Source organism: Pantoea sp. X-Soil-YNGN-844 (assembly GCF_059730595.1).
This window is the reverse complement of the sequence record NZ_AP036007.1, coordinates 3,907,873-3,926,198: the sequence shown is the minus strand read 5'-3', so window position 1 is coordinate 3,926,198 and position 18,326 is coordinate 3,907,873. Positions and strand designations below refer to the sequence as shown.

Sequence of the window (18,326 nt, the reverse complement as noted above, 5' to 3'; positions counted from 1 at the left end):
TTTATCTTTTTTTCGCTTTTTTTAATTTGACTGGAATCATCACCGCGCAACAAAATCTCCATTTTATTAGCGCTTGTTTAACGTTTGTTTCTCAGGCCCGACGATTATTGACTATTCAGGCCATAACGTAAATTTAAGCGTACCGGTAAGCATCTTAAGGCCATTTAAATACTTTAAGCCACTGAAAATGATAGATTTATAACCTTGTGGTGTAAGCTTTTATCTTAACTATCAACGTGTTGGTTTTCCCGCGTTACGCTTGCCGGTTCAGGCGCACACTCTACACTTAATCCTGTCACTGCAGGGAAGTTAAGTGTCTTTGCGAAGTCTCAGGGAGCAACAACCACATTATGTAGTCCTGAATGAATCTATTAACGGAGTAAGTTATGGCAGAGCATCGTGGTGGTTCAGGTAATTTCGCAGATAATCCGCAAAAAGCGTCTGAAGCCGGTAAGAAAGGCGGCCAGAGCAGCGGCGGCGGAAACTTCAAAAACGATCGTGAAAAAGCATCAGAAGCAGGGAAAAAGGGCGGCAAAAAGTAATCGCCGCGTCTTTCTCAGCCCAGACCAGCACATGACTGTGGTCTGACACTGATGTGTATGACACTTTGCCCCGTCCTCCCCGAGGTCGGGGCTTGTTTTTTATGCCTGCCAGGCTTTTGCAAAAGAGACTGAGTCGTTGAATGACCCGCTAAGCACTGCCCGCCTCCTGGTGTTAAACTTTAGCCATTCTTTCATTTGAGTACGCATCGTCGCTGATGCTGCATAGGGAATCTGGCATGCAACCCTCTTATGGCCGACTGGTAAAGCGTGCTGCGCTGGCCGCCACCATTCTTGCATCTGTGCTGTTAATCGTGAAAATTTTTGCCTGGTGGTACACCGGTTCGGTGAGTTTGCTGGCCTCACTGGTGGACTCGCTGGTGGATATCGCTGCCTCGCTGACCAATCTGCTGGTGGTGCGTTATGCGCTGCAGCCTGCCGACGAAGATCACACGTTCGGGCACGGCAAAGCAGAGTCGCTGGCAGCACTGGCGCAAAGTATGTTTATCTCCGGCTCGGCACTGTTTCTGTTTCTGACCGGCCTGCAGCATCTTGCCTCGCCCAGTGAGATGCGGGCACCCGGCGTCGGTATTGTGGTGACCGTTGTGGCACTGAGCTCAACGCTGGTGCTGGTCGCCTTTCAGCGCTGGGTGGTGCGTAAAACCCGCAGCCAGGCGATTCGGGCTGACATGCTGCACTATCAGTCTGACGTCATCATGAATGGTGCCATTTTGATCGCGCTGGTCCTGAGCAGCTATGGCTTTGCCCGGGCAGATGCCCTGTTCGCGCTGGGGATTGGCATTTTCATTCTCTACAGTGCATTGCGTATGGGCTATGAGGCAGTGCAGTCATTGCTGGATCGCGCGCTACCGGAAGCGGAGCGGCAGCAGATTCTGACGCTGGCGACAAACTGGCCACAGGTGCAGGGTGTCCACGATCTGCGAACCCGTCAGTCCGGCCCGACCAAATTTATTCAGCTACATCTGGAACTGGAAGACCAGTTGCCACTGGTGCAGGCGCATCGGGTAGCCGATCAGGTTGAGAAGGCGTTGCGCAAAGAATTTCCTGGGTCAGACGTAATTATCCATCAGGATCCCTGTTCTGTGGTACCGTTCGAGAGAGAAGATTCTTTAGGTTTTTAACGTAAATGAATCAAATCGATACGAAAGGAATGACGTAACGCTAACATTGCTGCAAAAAATAGTGAAAAGTTGTCTGACCTGAATCAATTCAGCAGCAAGCCTTTGATATACTATCTGCCATCACATGTCGCGCTAATCGTAAAATGACCTTCAGCAGCGATCGACAGGCAGGATTAACCCTTAGTTTTGAACAATCCAGAGGTTGTCATGATCAAAAAAATTGGTGTATTAACCAGCGGCGGTGACGCCCCAGGCATGAACGCAGCTATTCGTGGAGTGGTTCGTTCCGCGCTGAGTGAAGGACTGGAAGTTTTTGGGATCTATGACGGTTATCTGGGATTGTACGAAGATCGCATGATCAATCTTGATCGCTACAGCGTCTCCGACATGATTAACCGTGGCGGCACGTTCCTGGGCTCAGCGCGTTTCCCTGAGTTCCGTAATGAAGATGTGCGCCAGGTTGCCATTGAGAACATGAAAAAGCGCGGCATCGATGCGCTGGTTGTAATTGGTGGTGATGGTTCTTACATGGGTGCTAAGCGCCTGACTGAAATGGGCTTCCCCTGCATTGGTCTGCCAGGCACCATCGATAACGACGTGGCCGGAACGGATTACACCATCGGTTATTTCACTGCGCTGGAAACCGTGGTTGAAGCGATTGACCGCCTGCGTGATACCTCTTCTTCGCATCAGCGTATTTCGATTGTTGAAGTGATGGGCCGCTATTGTGGCGATCTGACCCTGGCGGCGGCGATTGCCGGTGGCTGTGAGTTCATCGTCCTGCCAGAGTTCCCGTATACCCGCGAAGAGCTGGTGGCGGAAATCAAAGCGGGCATCGCCAAAGGTAAAAAGCACGCTATCGTGGCGATTACCGAGCACATCTGCGATATCGACGATCTGGCGCGTTTCATTGAAACAGAAACCAAACGTGAAACCCGTTCGACCGTTCTGGGCCATATTCAGCGTGGCGGTGCACCTTGTGCATATGACCGTATCCTGGCTTCACGCATGGGCGCTTACTCCATTGAACTGCTGATGCAGGGTTACGGCGGCCGTTGCGTTGGTATTCAGAACGAGAAGATGGTGCATCACGATATTGTCGACGCCATTGAAAACATGAAGCGTCCGTTCAAGCGCGACTGGCTCGACACCGCGAAAAAGCTCTATTAATTCCCCTGCGGGGGTGTGCTGCACAGCATGCCCCGTCATTTCCCTTCTATATTCCCCGAGGTTATAACAGCTTATTTTTAATTCTTTTAGCTCTGTAATGGTTTATGTCACGCTTAGCCCATAACGACATTGGGAGAGTGCGTAATGAACAAGTGGAGTATTGGCGTTACCCTGTTGCTGGCCTCAACCAGCGTGCTGGCGAAAGACATTCAGCTGTTAAACGTTTCCTACGATCCAACGCGTGAGCTGTACGAACAGTACAACAAAGCGTTCAGTGCGCACTACAAACAGGAAACCGGCGATAATGTTGTGGTCCGCCAGTCGCATGGCGGCTCTGGCAAGCAGGCGACCTCCGTGATTAACGGCATCCGTGCAGATGTGGTTACACTGGCGCTGCAATCGGATGTTGATGCCATTGCTGAACGTGGTCGTATTGATAAGAACTGGATCAAGCGTCTGCCGGACAACTCTGCGCCTTACACCTCGACCATTGTCTTCCTGGTCCGTAAAGATAATCCCAAGGGTATCCATGACTGGAGTGACCTGACGAAGCCAGGCGTATCTGTGATTACCCCGAACCCGAAAACGTCCGGCGGCGCACGCTGGAACTATCTGGCGGCCTGGGGCTGGGCGCTGGATCATAACAATGGCGATCAGGCCAAAGCGCTGGCTTACGTCAGAGCGCTGTTTAAGAACGTTGAAGTACAGGATTCGGGTGCACGCGGCGCAACCAACACCTTCGTTGAGCGCGGGATTGGTGATGTGCTGATTGCCTGGGAAAACGAAGCTTATCTGGCCGTTAACAAACTGGGCAAAGATAAGTTCGAGATTGTTACCCCGAGCGAATCGATTCTGGCTGAACCGACCGTGTCGGTGGTCGACAAAGTGGTGGATGAAAAGGGCACGCGTAAAGTCGCCGATGCTTATCTGAAATATCTCTACTCGCCAGAAGGCCAGACCATCGCAGCACAGAACTACTATCGTCCGCGTGATGCTGAAATCGCGAAGAAATTTGCCAGCACCTTTGCGCCAGTGAAGCTGTTTACCATTCAGGACAAGTTTGGTGGCTGGGCGCAGGCTCAGAAAGCCCACTTCGCCGATGGCGGCAGCTATGACGAGGTCATGAAACCATAATGTATTGCGGTCAGCGTGCTCTGCGCTGACCGCTTATCCGCCACTATCACGTCTTTTCTCTTCTCTGCCCAGCCGCCAGTTCATCAGGCCGAATTCCCCGTGACATTTTTTTCCCGCCAGGCGAGGATGCAGGCTGCTAAACCATTCAGGAAGCGTAGTTATGCCGACCAATCGTCGTGCAACCCGCCTGGTTGCCGTTCTGCTGGCGCTGGTTGTTGTGGGGATGCTGGCCGCCGCACTGCATTTCAAAAAGAACAGTGATGCACTCTGGCAGATCGTCAGCGAGAAATGCCTGCCTCATCAGCAAAGCAGCGGAGACCCTGCGCCCTGCCAGCGTGTCGACCAGCCGCATCGCTATGCCATGCTGAAAGATATGAACGGGCCGTTGCAGTATCTGCTGATCCCGCTCGACAAAATCACCGGTATCGAAAGCCCCCGGTTACTGCAACCCACGACGCCCAACTACTTTGCCCTTGCGTGGCATGAACGAACCCTGCTTGCACAGCGACGCGGCTCACCCATTGATGATCGGGTCCTGTCACTGGCTATTAATTCACAATATGGTCGCACGCAGAATCAGCTCCATATTCATCTCTCCTGTCTGCGACCCGATGTGCGTCAACAGCTGGATCAGCTGACGCCGCAGCTGGGCGGTCAGTGGCAGGAACTCACGCTACGTAAGCACCGCTACTGGCTGCGAACCCTGACGGCAGATGAGCTGACTCAGCAGAGTGCCTTTATCCGGCTGGCCGATGAACGGCCTGAGGCACGGACAGAGATGGGGAAATATGGGCTGGCACTGGCTGAATTAAGTGATGGGAGGCTGGTGTTAATGGCGATAGAGCGGAACTGGCTGCTACTGAACAGTGGTTCGGCGGAGGAGTTGCAGGATCACGCCTGTCAGCTGATTGCGCCCAGAAAAAAGGCGGCTTAAGCGCCGCCTCTGACCGGAATGCTAATGCTTAAGCGCTTTTTGCAGCCGCCGCAGCTTTAACGATGACCGCGAAAGCATCTGCTTTCAGTGACGCACCGCCAACCAGCGCGCCATCAATGTCAGGCTGGGTGAACAGCTCAGCAGCATTCTTATCGTTAACCGAGCCGCCATACTGAATGATGACCTGTTCTGCGATAGCCGCATCTTTCTTCGCGATATGATCACGGATGAATTTGTGGACGGCCTGTGCCTGAGCAGGGGTCGCAGATTTGCCGGTACCGATGGCCCAGACTGGCTCATACGCGATAACCGCATCTTTGAACGCTTCAGCGCCCTGAGTTTCCAGAACGGCATCCAGCTGACGCGCGCAGACTTCTTCGGTTTTACCCGCTTCGTTTTCTGCTTCGGTTTCACCGATGCACAGCACCGGGACCAGGCCTACTGACTTCAGTACCGCGTATTTCTTCGCGATGAACTCGTCGCTCTCTTTGTGGTAAGTGCGGCGTTCTGAGTGACCGATAATGATATATTTCGCGCCGATATCTTTCAGCATTTCAGCGGAAACTTCACCGGTAAACGCGCCAGACAGGTTAACGTCTACGTTCTGCGCACCCAGTGCGATGTGGCTACCGGAGATGGCGTGTTTTGCCTGCTCGAGATAGAGCGCTGGCGGTGCAATGGCGACGCCACAACCTTCAACGCCAGAGAGTTCCTTGCGCAGACCGGCGATCAGTTCAGCTGTGATCTGCTTGCTGCCATTCAACTTCCAGTTACCCATAACCAGTGGATGTCGCATTCTATCCTCCGCATAACGCGATACATGAAAAATCGCTGCCAGCCGGCAGCGTTGTCTGCCAGACAGTATAGAGATCAAATGTAGTGATGGCTTTGCTTTTCGTCATTTTCAGCCACATCATCAGGGACTCGCGAGCGCCAGTTTGACCGGTTCGACCGCGAAGGTCAGCCCCTTGTCGCCGTTGTCAGCGACCACAAAACGCAGTGCGCCGTCGACCTGCGCAAAGTAGGGTAAATCCTTACCTTCCTTCAGCAGACCCTCCAGCTTTTTACGCCCTTCGTCGGCACTTAATCCCGGTACAAAGAAGCGCAGCATGGCGGTCATGTAGGCCAGAGCTTTTTGCTGCGAGGCGCTCTGGTCCGGGCCAGGCAGTGGCAGCCAGGTAATCTGCAGCGTCTTGATTTTGCCGGTGCCGGGCTCCAGCGCGGTAGAGGCATAGAGCGTTTCATTGATTTTGCTGGCGGCGCGCGTCAGGTTGCTTTTATCACCCCGGTTATCAATAGCGCGATACTCCGGCAGCATCAGCGCTGCATTGGCCAGATTATATTTTTCGCGAAACTGGCCGATAGTCATATCAAAGGTGGGCGCGCCCGCCAGCAGATAAGGCGCGGTGGGCAACGCATCGGGCCGTTCCGGCGGTGGCGGATCGGCGGCAAAGACCGGAACCGTCAGCGCAAACGATAACAGCAGTGCGCCAGGCAAATTCTTCATTTTGTCGATCCTAACCCGTAAACTCAGGCGCAAATTAAAACGGTTTTTATCCGCGAGGTCAAAAGCGCGGCGCTTCTCTTCTCTCTGGATGATAATGCATGACGTTACAACAATGGTGTTTTTCCTGGCGCGGCCGGCTGGGACGACGTGATTTCTGGATCTGGCAGGCGGTCTGGTTGCTGACCACGACACTGTTATTCGTCTTAGCAGCAAACGACTGGATTGATACCCAGATGGCGGCCTTTGGCGTGGTCTGCCTGCTGTGGCCCGCCAGCGCGGTTATGGTTAAACGGCTGCACGATCGTAACCGACGTGGCTACTGGGGGTTTCTGGTGATTGTTGCCTGGCTGCTGGTGGCAGGAAACTGGAGCATGCTGGAGGGTGTACTGCCCTGGCTGCTGGGCCGTGCCATTCCGTTTGTGTTAATCGCTGGCCTGCTGCTCGATCTCGGCGTCTTTCGCGGTACCCCCGGCGCTAACCGGTTTGGTACCGCGACGCAGCCGGTGCGATACCGGCAAACGGCTCACCAGTAATGTTCACTGGTGATATGGCCCGGCTTACGCTTCAGGTGTTTGCGCATCTCGCGCGTCTCTTTCAGTAACTGCTGCGTATCACGCACCATCTGCGGGTTGCCGCACAGCATCACATGGCTGCTGTCGGCATCCAGCGTTAATCCGGTGGCACGCTCCAGCTCGCCATTTTCGATCAGCGCCGGAACCCGGCCCGTCAGCGAACCGGGGATTGCTTCGCGACTCACTACCGTCTGGATGTGCAATTTACCGTGATAGTGCTGCTGCAGCTGCTGCATCATCGGCAAAAAGCTCAGGTCAGCCGCATAGCGCGCAGCATGCACCAGCACGATGTTTTCAAAGCGATCCAGCCCTTCGCCCTGCTGCAGCATCGACAGGTAGGGACCAATCGCGGTGCCGGTTGCCAGCATCCATAAAGTTTTGCACTCCGGGACTTCATCCAGCACAAAGAATCCCGCAGCTTCTTTGGTGACCATCACCTGATCGCCAGGCTGAAGTGCCTGCAGATGCGGACTCAGCTTGCCCTCTGGCACCGTGACCAGGTAAAACTCCAGCAGATCATCTTTTGGCGCATTGACGTAGGAATAAGCGCGCTGCACCCGCTCACCGTCGATTTCCAGCGCCAGCTTGGCAAATTGCCCGGCGATAAAGGGATCGATGGGCGCTTTTACCCGGAGACTGAACAATGCATCCGTCCAGTTTTTGACTTCCTTTACTTCACCATTGACCCACTCAGCCATAATCACTCCCTGGTTGTTGATTATTCAGGCAGGTCACTATTTTCGCGACTCGCCGGCGAGATTGCCAGCCTGCGCCCTGGCAAAGGCTCTAATCGACAAACTGTTGCTTTGTCTTTACAGGCTGGCGCATAAACTTGACAGGCGCAAGCCGGGACCTTTTCGCTTACCTCTCGCTTTGTCATCTAATCCTGATATTTTGCCCGCCATAACAAGATGACTGGCGGGTAAACCGCTGTTTTAACCTCCTTTCATAGAAAGAAATTTTGCATAATCATGATTAGTAAACTGGAAAATCGCCCACTGCTGGTGATGCTCATTGTGCTGGTGGCAGTCGGGCAGATGGCACAGACTATCTACGTCCCGGCGATGTCGGTGATGGCGGACGCCCTGAATGTGCGGGATGGCGCGCTGCAGCGTGTGATGGCGGCTTATCTGATGACTTATGGCGGATCCCAGCTGATCTACGGTCCGCTGTCAGACAGCGTGGGCCGTCGTCCGGTGATCCTGGCGGGCATGACGATCTTTATGATCGGCGCAATCACGGCTCTGATGGCAACCTCACTCGATATGCTGGTGCTCGGCAGTGCTATTCAGGGACTGGGAACCGGCGTGGCAGGCGTGATGGCCCGTACCATGCCGCGTGATCTCTACGAGGGGCACGCGCTGCGCCGCGCTAACAGCCTGCTTAACATGGGCATTCTGGTCAGCCCGCTGCTTGCGCCGGTGATTGGTGCGCTGCTGACCCAGCTCTTTGGCTGGCACGCCTGTTTCGCCTTTCTGCTGCTGCTCTGTCTGGCGGTGACCGGTTCCATGGCGCGCTGGCTGCCGGAGACCCGGCCGCAGAGTGCGGAAGTGACTCCTTTCTTTAAACGTTATGCCCGCCTGCTCAGCGACGCGAATTTCGTCCGCTATATTGTGCTGCTGATTGGCGCGCTGGCCGGGATTGCGGTCTTTGAGTCGAGCTGTGGCGTTCTGCTGGGCGGCGTGCTTGGCCTGCACAGCCTCACCGTCAGCATCCTGTTCATCCTGCCGATTCCGGCTGCGTTCTTCGGTGCCTGGTTTGCCGGGCGCGAGCAGGGTTCATGGCACAGCCTGATGTGGTGGGGTGTGAATAGCTGCCTGCTGGCGGGCATTCTGATGTGGATCCCGGCGTGGTTCGGCGTGATGAATATCTGGACGCTGCTGGTCCCCGCCGCGCTGTTCTTCTTTGGTGCCGGTATGCTGTTTCCGCTGGCGACCTCAGGCGCGATGGAGCCTTACGCCTGGCTGGCGGGTAGCGCGGGCGCGCTGATTGGCGGGATGCAGAATCTGGGATCGGGTCTTGTGGCGTGGCTGTCAGCCATGATGCCGCAGCGCGATCAGTTCAGCCTCGGCATGCTGATGTTCTTCACGGCGCTGGTGATGCTGCTCTGCTGGTTGCCGCTCTCACGTCAGCCGGAGCGCGGCAACCAGCCGGTTACAGGATAAACGGATGGAGCGCCGGATCTTTACGGTCGAGATAGTGAATCGACTGGATGCGGCGAATGGTGCGTGATTTACCGCGAATCAGCAGCGTTTCGCTGGTGGCAATATTGCCCTGACGCGTAATGCCTTTCAGTAGTTCGCCACTGGTAATGCCGGTGGCGGCAAACACCACGTTGTCGTTGCGCGCCATCTCACTCAGCGTCAGCTTTTTGCCCGCTTCAATTCCCATCTCTGCACAGCGCTGCAGCTCCTGCTCACCAAGCCGACGGTTTTCAGCGCTGTCGCCTTTCACATGATGACGTGCCAGCAACCGGCCCTGCATATCGCCGTCCAGTGCACGGATCACCGCCGCAGAGACCACGCCTTCCGGTGCGCCACCAATGCCATACATCACATCCACTTCGCTGTCCGGCATGCAGGTCAGAATCGAGGCGGCGACGTCGCCATCCGGGAAGGTAAATACCCGCACGCCCAGCTGCTGCAGCTGGCTAATCACCGCATCGTGACGCGGCTTTGCCAGAATCGATACGGTCAGCTGCGACAGCGGCTTGTTCATCGCTATCGCGATATTGCGCAGGTTGGTTTCCAGCGGCAGGTCGAGGTCGATCGCACCATGCGCTGCCGGACCGACAATCAGCTTCTCCATGTACATGTCAGGGGCGTGCAGAAAGCTGCCTTTATCGCCGACGGCCATCACGGCCAGTGCGTTAGCCTGGCCAAGCGCCGTCATGCGGGTGCCTTCAATCGGATCGACAGCAATATCGACCGCATCGCCGCGACCGGTACCGACTTTTTCGCCAATATAGAGCATCGGCGCTTCGTCGATTTCGCCTTCACCGATCACAATCTGACCGTCAATTTCAATGGAGTTCAGGACATGACGCATGGCATGGACTGCCGCACCGTCAGCCGCATTTTTGTCGCCGCGTCCTAACCAGTGATAGCCTGCCAGGGCGGCAGCTTCGGTTACGCGGGAAAATTCAATGGCAAGTTCTCGTTTCATGGCATCTACCTGACAAAAAACCGGCAGGCAGTGTATCACAGCGGGGCAGCAGGGCGGGGAAAAGGCCCGCGACGGCCAGCGTCGCGGGCACAGAGATTACTCCTGGTCTTCCCACGCCTGTGCGCGGGCAACCGCCTTTTTCCAGCCGGCATAGCGGAAGTTACGCTCGGTGGTTTCCAGGCTTGGACGGAACTCACGCTCAATAACCGCTTTAGCGCGCACTTCATCCAGATCCTGCCAGAAGCCGACAGCCAGACCCGCCAGATAGGCAGAACCCAGCGCCGTTACTTCACGCACTTCCGGACGCTCAACACGGGTGCCGAGGATGTCAGCCTGGAACTGCATCAGGAAGTTGTTGGACACCGCACCACCATCCACACGCAGCGCCTGCAGGCGGGTGTTGGCATCGTTCTGCATCGCTTCCAGCACGTCACGCGTCTGATAAGCGATCGACTCCAGCGTCGCGCGGATGATGTGGTTAGCGTTTGCGCCGCGCGTCAGACCGAAGATTGCGCCACGGGCATACGGGTCCCAGTAAGGTGCACCCAGGCCGGTGAAAGCAGGCACCATGTAAACGCCGTTGGTGTCTTTCACTTTCATTGCGAAGTATTCAGAGTCAGCCGCTTCACTGATCAGCTTCATCTCATCACGCAGCCACTGAATAGAGGCACCACCGATGAATACGGCACCTTCCAGCGCATAGTTCACTTCACCGCGCGGGCCACAGGCGATAGTGGTCAGCAGGCCATGGGTCGAGGTCACCGCTTCAGTACCGGTGTTCATCAGCATAAAGCAGCCGGTGCCGTAGGTGTTTTTTGCCATGCCAGGCTGTACACACAGCTGGCCATACAGCGCGGCCTGCTGGTCACCGGCAATACCGGCGATAGGAATACGTGTACCGCCTTTACCGCCGATGTTGGTCTGACCGTAGACTTCAGACGAAGATTTCACTTCCGGCAGCATTTCACGTGGGATATCCAGGATATCCAGCATGCGCTGATCCCACTCCAGCTTGTGAATGTTAAACATCATGGTACGTGAGGCGTTGGTATAGTCGGTGATGTGAACGCGGCCCTGAGTCATTTTCCAGACCAGCCAGGTATCAACGGTACCGAACAGCAGCTCGCCACGTTTTGCACGCTCACGTGAGCCTTCAACGTGATCCAGGATCCACTTCACTTTTGTCCCGGAGAAGTAGGGGTTAATCACCAGACCCGTCGTGTGCTGGATATACTCTTCCAGACCCTCTTTCTTCAGTTTGTTACAGTAGTCGGCGGTGCGGGGATCCTGCCAGACGATGGCGTTATAGATAGGTTTGCCGGTCTCTTTTTCCCAGACGATAGCGGTTTCGCGCTGGTTAGTGATACCGATAGCCGCAATCTCATCAGAGCGAATGTCGGCATGGGCCAGCACTTCAACCAGCGTAGAGCTTTGTGAAGCCCAGATATCCATTGGATCATGCTCAACCCAGCCCGCTTTCGGGTAGATCTGAGTAAATTCGCGCTGCGATACCGCAACGATATTGGAATCGTGGTCGAGAACAACGGCGCGTGAGCTGGTTGTGCCCTGATCGAGCGCGACAATATATTTTTTATCTGTGGTAGTCATAAATTCAGTCCTGATGATAAAAGGTGAAACTTACGCTTTACGCTGCTGAGCGCGTGCAACCGGTTTGTCTGCTGGAATTTTTGCAGGTTCTTTAGCGGCACCTGGCAGGTAGCGGCCAATCAGGGTGCGATAACCGACTGCACCCAGGCAGGCACCGACCAGCGGGCCAAAAATAGGGACCAGGAAGTAAGGAATATCTTTACCACCTGTGAAGGCAACGTTACCCCAGCCAGCGAAGAAGGCGAACAGCTTAGGTCCGAAATCACGTGCCGGGTTAAGAGCAAAGCCGGTCAGTGGACCCATTGACCCACCAATGACCGCGACCAGCAGGCCGATTAACAGCGGTGCCATCGGTCCACGCGGTACACCGTTGCCATCGTCGGTCAGCGCCATAATCACTGCCATCAGCACGGCAGTAATCACCATCTCGACCAGGAACGCCTGACCTACGCTGATGTGCGGGTTAGGATAGGTTGAGAAGATACCCGCCAGATCCAGACTCTGAACCGTACCGCGTACCATCTGATGACTTTGTTCGTAATCGAAAAAGAGGCTGTAGTAGAGGCCATAAACCAGCGCGGCCGCGCAGAATGCTCCGGCGATTTGCGCCAGAATAAACGGCACCACTTTACGGCCTTCGAAGTTGGCAAACAGGCAGAGCGCAACCGTAACGGCAGGGTTCAGATGCGCACCTGATACCCCAGCGGTAAGATAGACAGCCATTGAGACGGCTAAGCCCCAGATAATGCAGATTTCCCACTGACCGAAGGCGGCACCGGCGAGTTTCAGTGCAGCCACACAGCCTGCGCCGAAGAAAATAATCAAGCCTGTCCCCAGAAATTCGGCAATACACTGACCTTTGAGCGTGTTAGTTGTCTGACTCATAATAGTGGTTCCTGAAGCGAGGTTAAATTTTATCAGTTTTTGTTCTCAGTCCATGAGGCACCCAGCTTTTATGTAGGGCTGATGTGAATTTATCGTTAACGAACATAAACGAGAAATAGCGAAATCGTTTTTTGTGTACTGTGTCATAAAAATGCGCGTTTTCGCGTATTCTGGCTTTCTTAAGCCATTATTCGCGCCTCATTACAGCGATAACGGGCCAGTGCCCGAACGCAGCTTCAGTAAGCGCAGCGTAAATTCAGGGATTGGCTGAAAAGTGTTACAGACTACGCCCGCAAAGGCCGCGTTGCTGGACTTGCGGGGTGAGGCTACATACAATCGGGACAACGTTGCTGGCTTAAGCTGGCATCATCAACGCCTTGCAGTAATTTAGGAGAGGTCAGAAAGATGTCATTTGAAGTGTTTGAGAAACTGGAAGCGAAAGTACAGCAGGCGATTGATACCATCACCCTGTTGCAGATGGAAATCGAAGAGCTGAAAGAGCAGAACAACTCACTGCGTAACGATGCGCAACAAGTCGCGGGCAACCACGATGCGCTGATGCGTGAAAATCAGCACCTGAAAGAAGAGCAACACGTATGGCAGGAACGTCTGCGTGCCTTGCTGGGAAAAATGGAAGAGGTTTGAAGCCTCAGCTGATGTGAAAAACGGGTGCTCAGGCACCCGTTTTCATATCTGGCCTATTCGAGGTCCAGCGCATCCTCTGACAGAATGATACCGGTGTTATCGGCATAGAGATGGTCGCCGGAGAAGAAGGTGACGCCGCCGAAATTGACGCGCACATCGCTTTCACCAATCCCTTCACCCGCAGCGCCTGCCGGAATCGCGGCAATGGCCTGAATGCCAATCTCCAGCTCTTCCAGCTCATCAACCTGGCGTACCGAACCGTAAATCACCAGGCCTTCCCACTCATTGGTTGCCGCCAGACGTGCCAGCTGCGCATCGACCAGCGCACGACGCACGGAGCCGCCACCATCAATCACCAGGACGCGACCCCGGCCATTCTCTTCAAGCAGATCATAGAGTAAGCCGTTGTCTTCAAAGCATTTCACTGTGGTAATCTGACCACCGAATGAAGTGCGCCCACCAAAGTTTGAAAAAAGCGGTTCAACAACATTCACTTCTTCATGGTAGATATCGCAGAGTTCAGATGTATCGTATTTCATAGGGGTTTCGTCTGTTTGCCACAGGAAGGGTAAGTATATCGCTATATGCAGATTGTTGGCAAAATCATCAGTATGAAAAAAGCATCGTTCGATCAAGAACATGCATAAAAAAGCCCAGCCGGATGGGCCGGGCTTCGGAAAAGCGCTGATTCAGTGAATCAGAGAATGAAGCGGCTGAGGTCTTCGTCAGCCACCAGTTCATCCAGATGTTTACCGACATAATCAGCATCGATGGTCACGGATTCACCGTGACGATCGCTGGCGTCATACGAGATATCTTCCATCAGACGTTCCAGCACGGTATGCAGGCGGCGCGCACCAATGTTTTCGGTGGTTTCGTTGACCTGCCATGCGGCTTCCGCGATCCGGCGGATACCCTCTTCGGTGAACTCAATGTTCACGCCCTCAGTATTCATCAGCGCTTTGTACTGTACGGTGATGGAGGCATTCGGCTCAGTCAGGATGCGCTGGAAATCATTCACGGTGAGCGCCTGCAGTTCAACACGGATTGGCAGACGACCCTGCAGTTCCGGAATCAGATCGGAAGGGCTGGCCACCTGGAACGCACCTGAGGCGATAAACAGAATGTGGTCGGTTTTCACCATGCCATGCTTGGTCGAAACGGTACAGCCTTCAACCAGCGGCAGCAGGTCACGCTGAACACCTTCGCGAGAGACATCCGGGCCGCCGGCATTCTGGCCGCCGCGCTTACAGATTTTATCGATCTCATCAATAAACACGATACCGTGCTGTTCAACGGCATCAATTGCGTCCTGCTTAAGTTCTTCAGGGTTAACCAGCTTTGCCGCTTCTTCTTCGATCAGCAGCTTCATCGCTTCTTTGATCTTCAGCTTGCGGGCTTTCTGCTTCTGACCGCCGAGGTTCTGGAACATCGACTGCAGCTGGCTGGTCATCTCTTCCATGCCAGGAGGCGCCATGATCTCAACACCAGGCGCACTGGCGGCCAGATCGATCTCAATCTCTTTATCGTCCAGCTGGCCTTCGCGCAGCTTTTTGCGGAATGACTGGCGCGCTGCAGACGGCTCAGCGCTCTGCTCTGCCTGGCCCCAGTTGTTTTTTGCAGGCGGAATCAGCACATCGAGAATGCGCTCTTCGGCCATCTCTTCGGCACGGTATTTGTTCTTTTCAATCGCCTGACTGCGCACCATCTTAATGGCCGAATCGGTCAGATCACGAATGATAGAGTCCACTTCCTTACCGACATAACCCACTTCGGTAAATTTAGTCGCTTCGACTTTGATGAACGGTGCATTGGCCAGCTTAGCCAGACGACGCGCGATCTCGGTTTTACCGACACCGGTCGGACCGATCATCAGAATGTTTTTAGGGGTCACTTCATGACGCAGCTCTTCGTTGAGCTGCATGCGGCGCCAGCGGTTGCGTAGTGCAATCGCCACGGCGCGCTTGGCGCTGTCCTGGCCGATGATAAAGCGGTTCAGTTCGCTGACGATTTCGCGTGGAGTCATCTCAGACATATTTATACCCTTACGCCTTAGACGTTAATTCTTCGAAATTAACGTTGTGGTTAGTGTAGATGCAGATATCACCCGCGATATTCAGCGACTTTTCGACGATGTCGCGTGCGCCCATTTCGGTATTCTCCAGCAGCGCACGTGCCGCTGCCTGGGCGAAAGGCCCACCGGAGCCGATGGCGATCAGATCGTTTTCAGGCTGGATGACATCACCGTTACCGCTGATGATCAGAGAAGCTGACTCATCAGCGACGGCCAGTAAGGCTTCAAGGCGACGCAGCATACGGTCAGTACGCCAGTCTTTCGCCAGTTCCACCGCAGCTTTCACCAGATGGCCCTGATGCATTTCCAGTTTACGTTCGAAAAGTTCAAACAGGGTGAAGGCGTCTGCGGTGCCGCCAGCAAATCCGGCAATCACCTTATCGTTGTATAAACGACGCACTTTTTTAACGTTGCCTTTCATCACGGTATTGCCGAGCGTAGCCTGGCCATCACCGCCAATCACTACCTGGCCGTTGCGTCGTACACTTACTATTGTTGTCACGGGCAGACCCCTTGTTGCAGTCGGAAAAGGACTCCGCGCACGGGGCGCGGAGTATCATGCAACAGATATGGGGCGGGTTTGACGGGTTTCAACCCCCGACGGAGAGTGGAATACAGCTGGAGTGTCCGGAACTGCGCAGGCGTTTCAGGGTGCTGTCAGCGGATGCGCGGTCTTTATACGGACCGATAACCACACGATTCCAGCCGCCACCGGTCGTAATACGGCTTTCAAAGCCTTCAAAGGCTAAGCCTGCACGCACCGATTCCGCCTGGTCAGTGCCTTTGAACGAACCACACTGCACCATCCAGCGCTGCGAAGAGGCTTTCTCCGCTGGTTTCGCCTTCGCCGTCTCCTGCGGTTTAGACTGTACGTCCGGTTCCCGCGTAATGGGGGCAGGCTGCGACTGGCGCTGTACGTTTTGCTGCTGCTGCTGCTGCTGCTGACGTTGCTGTTGTTGTAATTGCTGCTGTTGCTGACGCTGCTGTTGTTGCTGCAACTGCTGCTGGCGTTGCTGTTGCTGCTGGGCCTGCAACTGCTGACGCTGTTGCTGAACCTGCTGTTGTTGCTGATGTTGAAGTTGCTGCTGCTGAACCTGCTGCTGCTGACGTTGCAGCTGTTGCAACTGCTGCTGATGCTGCAGCGTCTGCTGACGTTGCGCCGGCGTCTGTTCATTCCACGGCACTTCGTTGAGCTGCGTTGGCTGCTGACGCATATCAGCCTGCATCTGCTCCAGCAACTGGCGCTGCTCGTCGGTCAGCTGTGTCTGCGACTTCACTTCGCCACCTGAAGAGGGTTCGATAGGCGTCGGCACGGTGACCTGACGGTTCTCCAGCTCTTTAATATATTTCCAGCGCTCTTCTGGCTTCGGCGGCAAGCCATTGCCGTTGGCTTTATGATCCGTAATGACCGGCACATCTTCTTTCTTGTGATGCGCCAGGAACCATAAACCACCGGCAAAGGTCACCAACACTGCGACCGCCAGTACAATCATCAATTTAGATGTTCCCGAACCGCCTTTGCTCTTCTTGCCACGGCTGGGGCTTTTTTTGCGACGCGTCCCTGTTGAACGCCCGCGGCCTACGTAATCTTTTTGTGCCACTCTCGTTCTTATACCCTTCAAAAATAGTGCCAGTTGGGCGAAATGATGATTTTTACGCGCCCGGCAAGGAGTCCGCCATGTTACTCAAGGGTCGGAACTTTGACCAGCAGTGTTCGCTTTAAGAATCTACTGAAAAAACCAGATGAACAGGCTTATTTTTCACGTTTTTTTGCACGCGCCGTACTGCCACGAATCGTTAAGCCGGCATCCAGCAACCGCGATCCGCTGATCACCCGTTTACCATTTAACTCATCCAGCAGCAGCAGCATCGCTTCCCGACCAATCTGGTAACGTGGCTGTGTCACCGTGGTCAGCGGCGGCTCGCAGTAACGTGACAGTTCAATGTCATCGAATCCCACTACAGAGAGATCCTCCGGTATCCGCAGTCCACAGCGTCTGGCCTGATTCATCGCCCCCAGCGCCATAATATCGCTGTGGCAGAACAGGGCGCGCGGCGGTTGTGGCAGGGTCATCAGCTGATTCATGGCGGCAACGCCTGCTTCAAACGTGAAATCACCGCGCACAATATAGGTGGGATCGACCGTCAGCCCGCTGCGACGCATCGCCTGTACATAGCCCTGCAACCGATACTGACAGAGCGGCATCTCTTCCGGCCCGGCAATACAGGCGATCTGCGTGTGGCCTAACTGCAGTAAATGATTGACCGCTTCAAATGCGGCGGTCAGGTTATCAATGTGAACCGTGGGCAGCGACATTTCCGGCGCAAACTCATTCGCCATCACCATGGGCGGCAGGTTGCGTTGCTCATCAATGCTGGCATCAAAGGGCAACTGTGACCCGAGCAGCACCATGCCATCGATCTGTCGTGTGACCATCAGATTGAGAAAGGTTCGCTCCTGCTGATTCTGATGAGCGCAGTCACCAATCAGCACCAGATAGCCCTCTTCGGCTGCCGTGACTTCGACGCCACGAATGATTTCACTAAAGAAGGGATCGCAGATGTCAGGGACAATCACCAGAATGGTTCGCGTTTCGTTACGCCGCGCGTTGCGCGCAGGGCCGTGTGCTGCATAGCCGACGGCGGCAACGGCCTGCTCGACTTTCTGACGGGTCGCCGCAGAAACCTTCTCCGGATTCATCAGCGCACGCGATACGGTGGCGGTTGAGACGCCCGCGTGCTCCGCGACATCCTTCATCGTGGCGGCGGGCGGTTGTTGATTCTGCTCCAACACATGCTCCTGACGCGTTATGGCGCGTTCGATTCTGTTTTTGCCTGACCTGAAAGCAATCCGGGCAACATTGTTAACGATTGCCCGGCTGGTTGTTACTTAATTTGCATAAAAATTGTGACTTATGCGACGTTTTTCGATCTGGCTCGCAGTGTCAGCA

19 protein-coding genes are annotated in these 18,326 nt (G+C 54.8%); 8 read left to right on the top strand and 11 right to left on the bottom strand.

Annotated features, from left to right (window positions below; genetic code table 11):
* Positions 1–386: 386 nt before the first annotated feature.
* From AC6I8C_RS18280 to AC6I8C_RS18260, 5 genes are all read left to right on the top strand, one after another.
* Positions 387–542 carry a con-10 family general stress protein gene (locus AC6I8C_RS18280; RefSeq protein ID WP_010258211.1) on the top strand — a complete coding sequence of 52 codons (156 nt, stop codon included), beginning with the start codon at positions 387–389 and terminating at the stop codon, positions 540–542.
* 236 nt (positions 543–778) lie between these two features.
* Positions 779–1,681 carry a CDF family cation-efflux transporter FieF gene (gene fieF / locus AC6I8C_RS18275; RefSeq protein ID WP_497823237.1) on the top strand — a complete coding sequence of 301 codons (903 nt, stop codon included), beginning with the start codon at positions 779–781 and terminating at the stop codon, positions 1,679–1,681.
* A 207-nt stretch (positions 1,682–1,888) separates the two neighbouring features.
* Entirely contained in the window at positions 1,889–2,851 is a 963-nt protein-coding gene (gene pfkA, locus AC6I8C_RS18270) for a 6-phosphofructokinase (RefSeq protein WP_003851263.1), read from the top strand.
* A gap of 144 nt (positions 2,852–2,995) precedes the next feature.
* Positions 2,996–3,985 carry a sulfate ABC transporter substrate-binding protein gene (locus AC6I8C_RS18265; RefSeq protein ID WP_033784290.1) on the top strand — a complete coding sequence of 330 codons (990 nt, stop codon included), beginning with the start codon at positions 2,996–2,998 and terminating at the stop codon, positions 3,983–3,985.
* A 160-nt stretch (positions 3,986–4,145) separates the two neighbouring features.
* Entirely contained in the window at positions 4,146–4,919 is a 774-nt protein-coding gene (locus AC6I8C_RS18260; RefSeq protein ID WP_497823236.1) for a CDP-diacylglycerol diphosphatase, read from the top strand.
* A 28-nt stretch (positions 4,920–4,947) separates the two neighbouring features.
* Here AC6I8C_RS18260 and tpiA read toward each other — a convergent pair whose 3' ends face one another.
* Together tpiA and AC6I8C_RS18250 are read right to left on the bottom strand one after the other, a co-directional pair.
* Entirely contained in the window at positions 4,948–5,715 is a 768-nt protein-coding gene (gene tpiA, locus AC6I8C_RS18255) for a triose-phosphate isomerase (RefSeq protein ID WP_010258199.1), read from the bottom strand.
* 120 nt (positions 5,716–5,835) lie between these two features.
* Positions 5,836–6,426, bottom strand: a complete 591-nt coding sequence (locus AC6I8C_RS18250) for a DUF1454 family protein (RefSeq protein ID WP_095706507.1) — start codon at positions 6,424–6,426, stop codon at positions 5,836–5,838.
* Positions 6,427–6,524: 98 nt separating this feature from the next.
* Between AC6I8C_RS18250 and AC6I8C_RS18245 the strand changes: the two genes are divergently transcribed.
* Positions 6,525–6,959: a DUF805 domain-containing protein gene (locus AC6I8C_RS18245; RefSeq protein ID WP_497823235.1), complete on the top strand. Its 435-nt coding sequence runs from the start codon at positions 6,525–6,527 to the stop codon at positions 6,957–6,959.
* On the opposite strand, the gene fpr is transcribed toward AC6I8C_RS18245, so the two are convergent.
* Positions 6,950–7,696, bottom strand: a complete 747-nt coding sequence (fpr, locus tag AC6I8C_RS18240) for a ferredoxin--NADP(+) reductase (protein WP_497823234.1) — start codon at positions 7,694–7,696, stop codon at positions 6,950–6,952. The genes AC6I8C_RS18245 and fpr overlap by 10 nt on opposite strands.
* Positions 7,697–7,969: 273 nt before the next feature.
* Between fpr and emrD the strand changes: the two genes are divergently transcribed.
* The gene (gene emrD, locus AC6I8C_RS18235; protein ID WP_497823233.1) at positions 7,970–9,163 is read left to right on the top strand and encodes a multidrug efflux MFS transporter EmrD; all 1,194 of its coding nucleotides are present in this window, start codon (positions 7,970–7,972) and stop codon (positions 9,161–9,163) included.
* On the opposite strand, the gene glpX is transcribed toward emrD, so the two are convergent.
* The 3 genes from glpX to AC6I8C_RS18220 form a co-directional block, all read right to left on the bottom strand.
* Positions 9,153–10,163 carry a class II fructose-bisphosphatase gene (gene glpX, locus AC6I8C_RS18230; RefSeq protein ID WP_013359473.1) on the bottom strand — a complete coding sequence of 337 codons (1,011 nt, stop codon included), beginning with the start codon at positions 10,161–10,163 and terminating at the stop codon, positions 9,153–9,155. The two genes, emrD and glpX, sit on opposite strands and share 11 nt — an antisense overlap.
* A gap of 96 nt (positions 10,164–10,259) precedes the next feature.
* A complete protein-coding gene (gene glpK, locus AC6I8C_RS18225; RefSeq protein WP_033734465.1) occupies positions 10,260–11,771 on the bottom strand; it encodes a glycerol kinase GlpK in 1,512 nt (503 codons plus the stop codon).
* A gap of 30 nt (positions 11,772–11,801) precedes the next feature.
* Entirely contained in the window at positions 11,802–12,656 is an 855-nt protein-coding gene (locus AC6I8C_RS18220) for an MIP/aquaporin family protein (RefSeq protein ID WP_013359471.1), read from the bottom strand.
* A gap of 405 nt (positions 12,657–13,061) precedes the next feature.
* Between AC6I8C_RS18220 and zapB the strand changes: the two genes are divergently transcribed.
* Positions 13,062–13,301 (top strand): cell division protein ZapB, encoded by a 240-nt coding sequence (gene zapB / locus AC6I8C_RS18215; protein WP_003851242.1) that lies wholly within the window; start codon positions 13,062–13,064, stop codon positions 13,299–13,301.
* Between the two features lie 53 nt (positions 13,302–13,354).
* On the opposite strand, the gene rraA is transcribed toward zapB, so the two are convergent.
* The 5 genes from rraA to cytR all read right to left on the bottom strand — a co-directional run bounded on the left by rraA (position 13,355) and on the right by cytR (position 18,166).
* Entirely contained in the window at positions 13,355–13,840 is a 486-nt protein-coding gene (gene rraA / locus AC6I8C_RS18210; RefSeq protein ID WP_009088032.1) for a ribonuclease E activity regulator RraA, read from the bottom strand.
* Between the two features lie 158 nt (positions 13,841–13,998).
* Positions 13,999–15,336, bottom strand: a complete 1,338-nt coding sequence (gene hslU / locus AC6I8C_RS18205; protein WP_497823232.1) for an ATP-dependent protease ATPase subunit HslU — start codon at positions 15,334–15,336, stop codon at positions 13,999–14,001.
* A 10-nt stretch (positions 15,337–15,346) separates the two neighbouring features.
* Entirely contained in the window at positions 15,347–15,877 is a 531-nt protein-coding gene (gene hslV, locus AC6I8C_RS18200) for an ATP-dependent protease subunit HslV (RefSeq protein ID WP_003851234.1), read from the bottom strand.
* Positions 15,878–15,965: 88 nt separating this feature from the next.
* Complete coding sequence (gene ftsN / locus AC6I8C_RS18195) at positions 15,966–16,976, bottom strand: cell division protein FtsN (protein WP_497823231.1); 1,011 nt, start codon at positions 16,974–16,976, stop codon at positions 15,966–15,968.
* A 152-nt stretch (positions 16,977–17,128) separates the two neighbouring features.
* Positions 17,129–18,166 (bottom strand): DNA-binding transcriptional regulator CytR, encoded by a 1,038-nt coding sequence (gene cytR, locus AC6I8C_RS18190; protein ID WP_013359467.1) that lies wholly within the window; start codon positions 18,164–18,166, stop codon positions 17,129–17,131.
* Positions 18,167–18,326 lie beyond the last annotated feature (160 nt).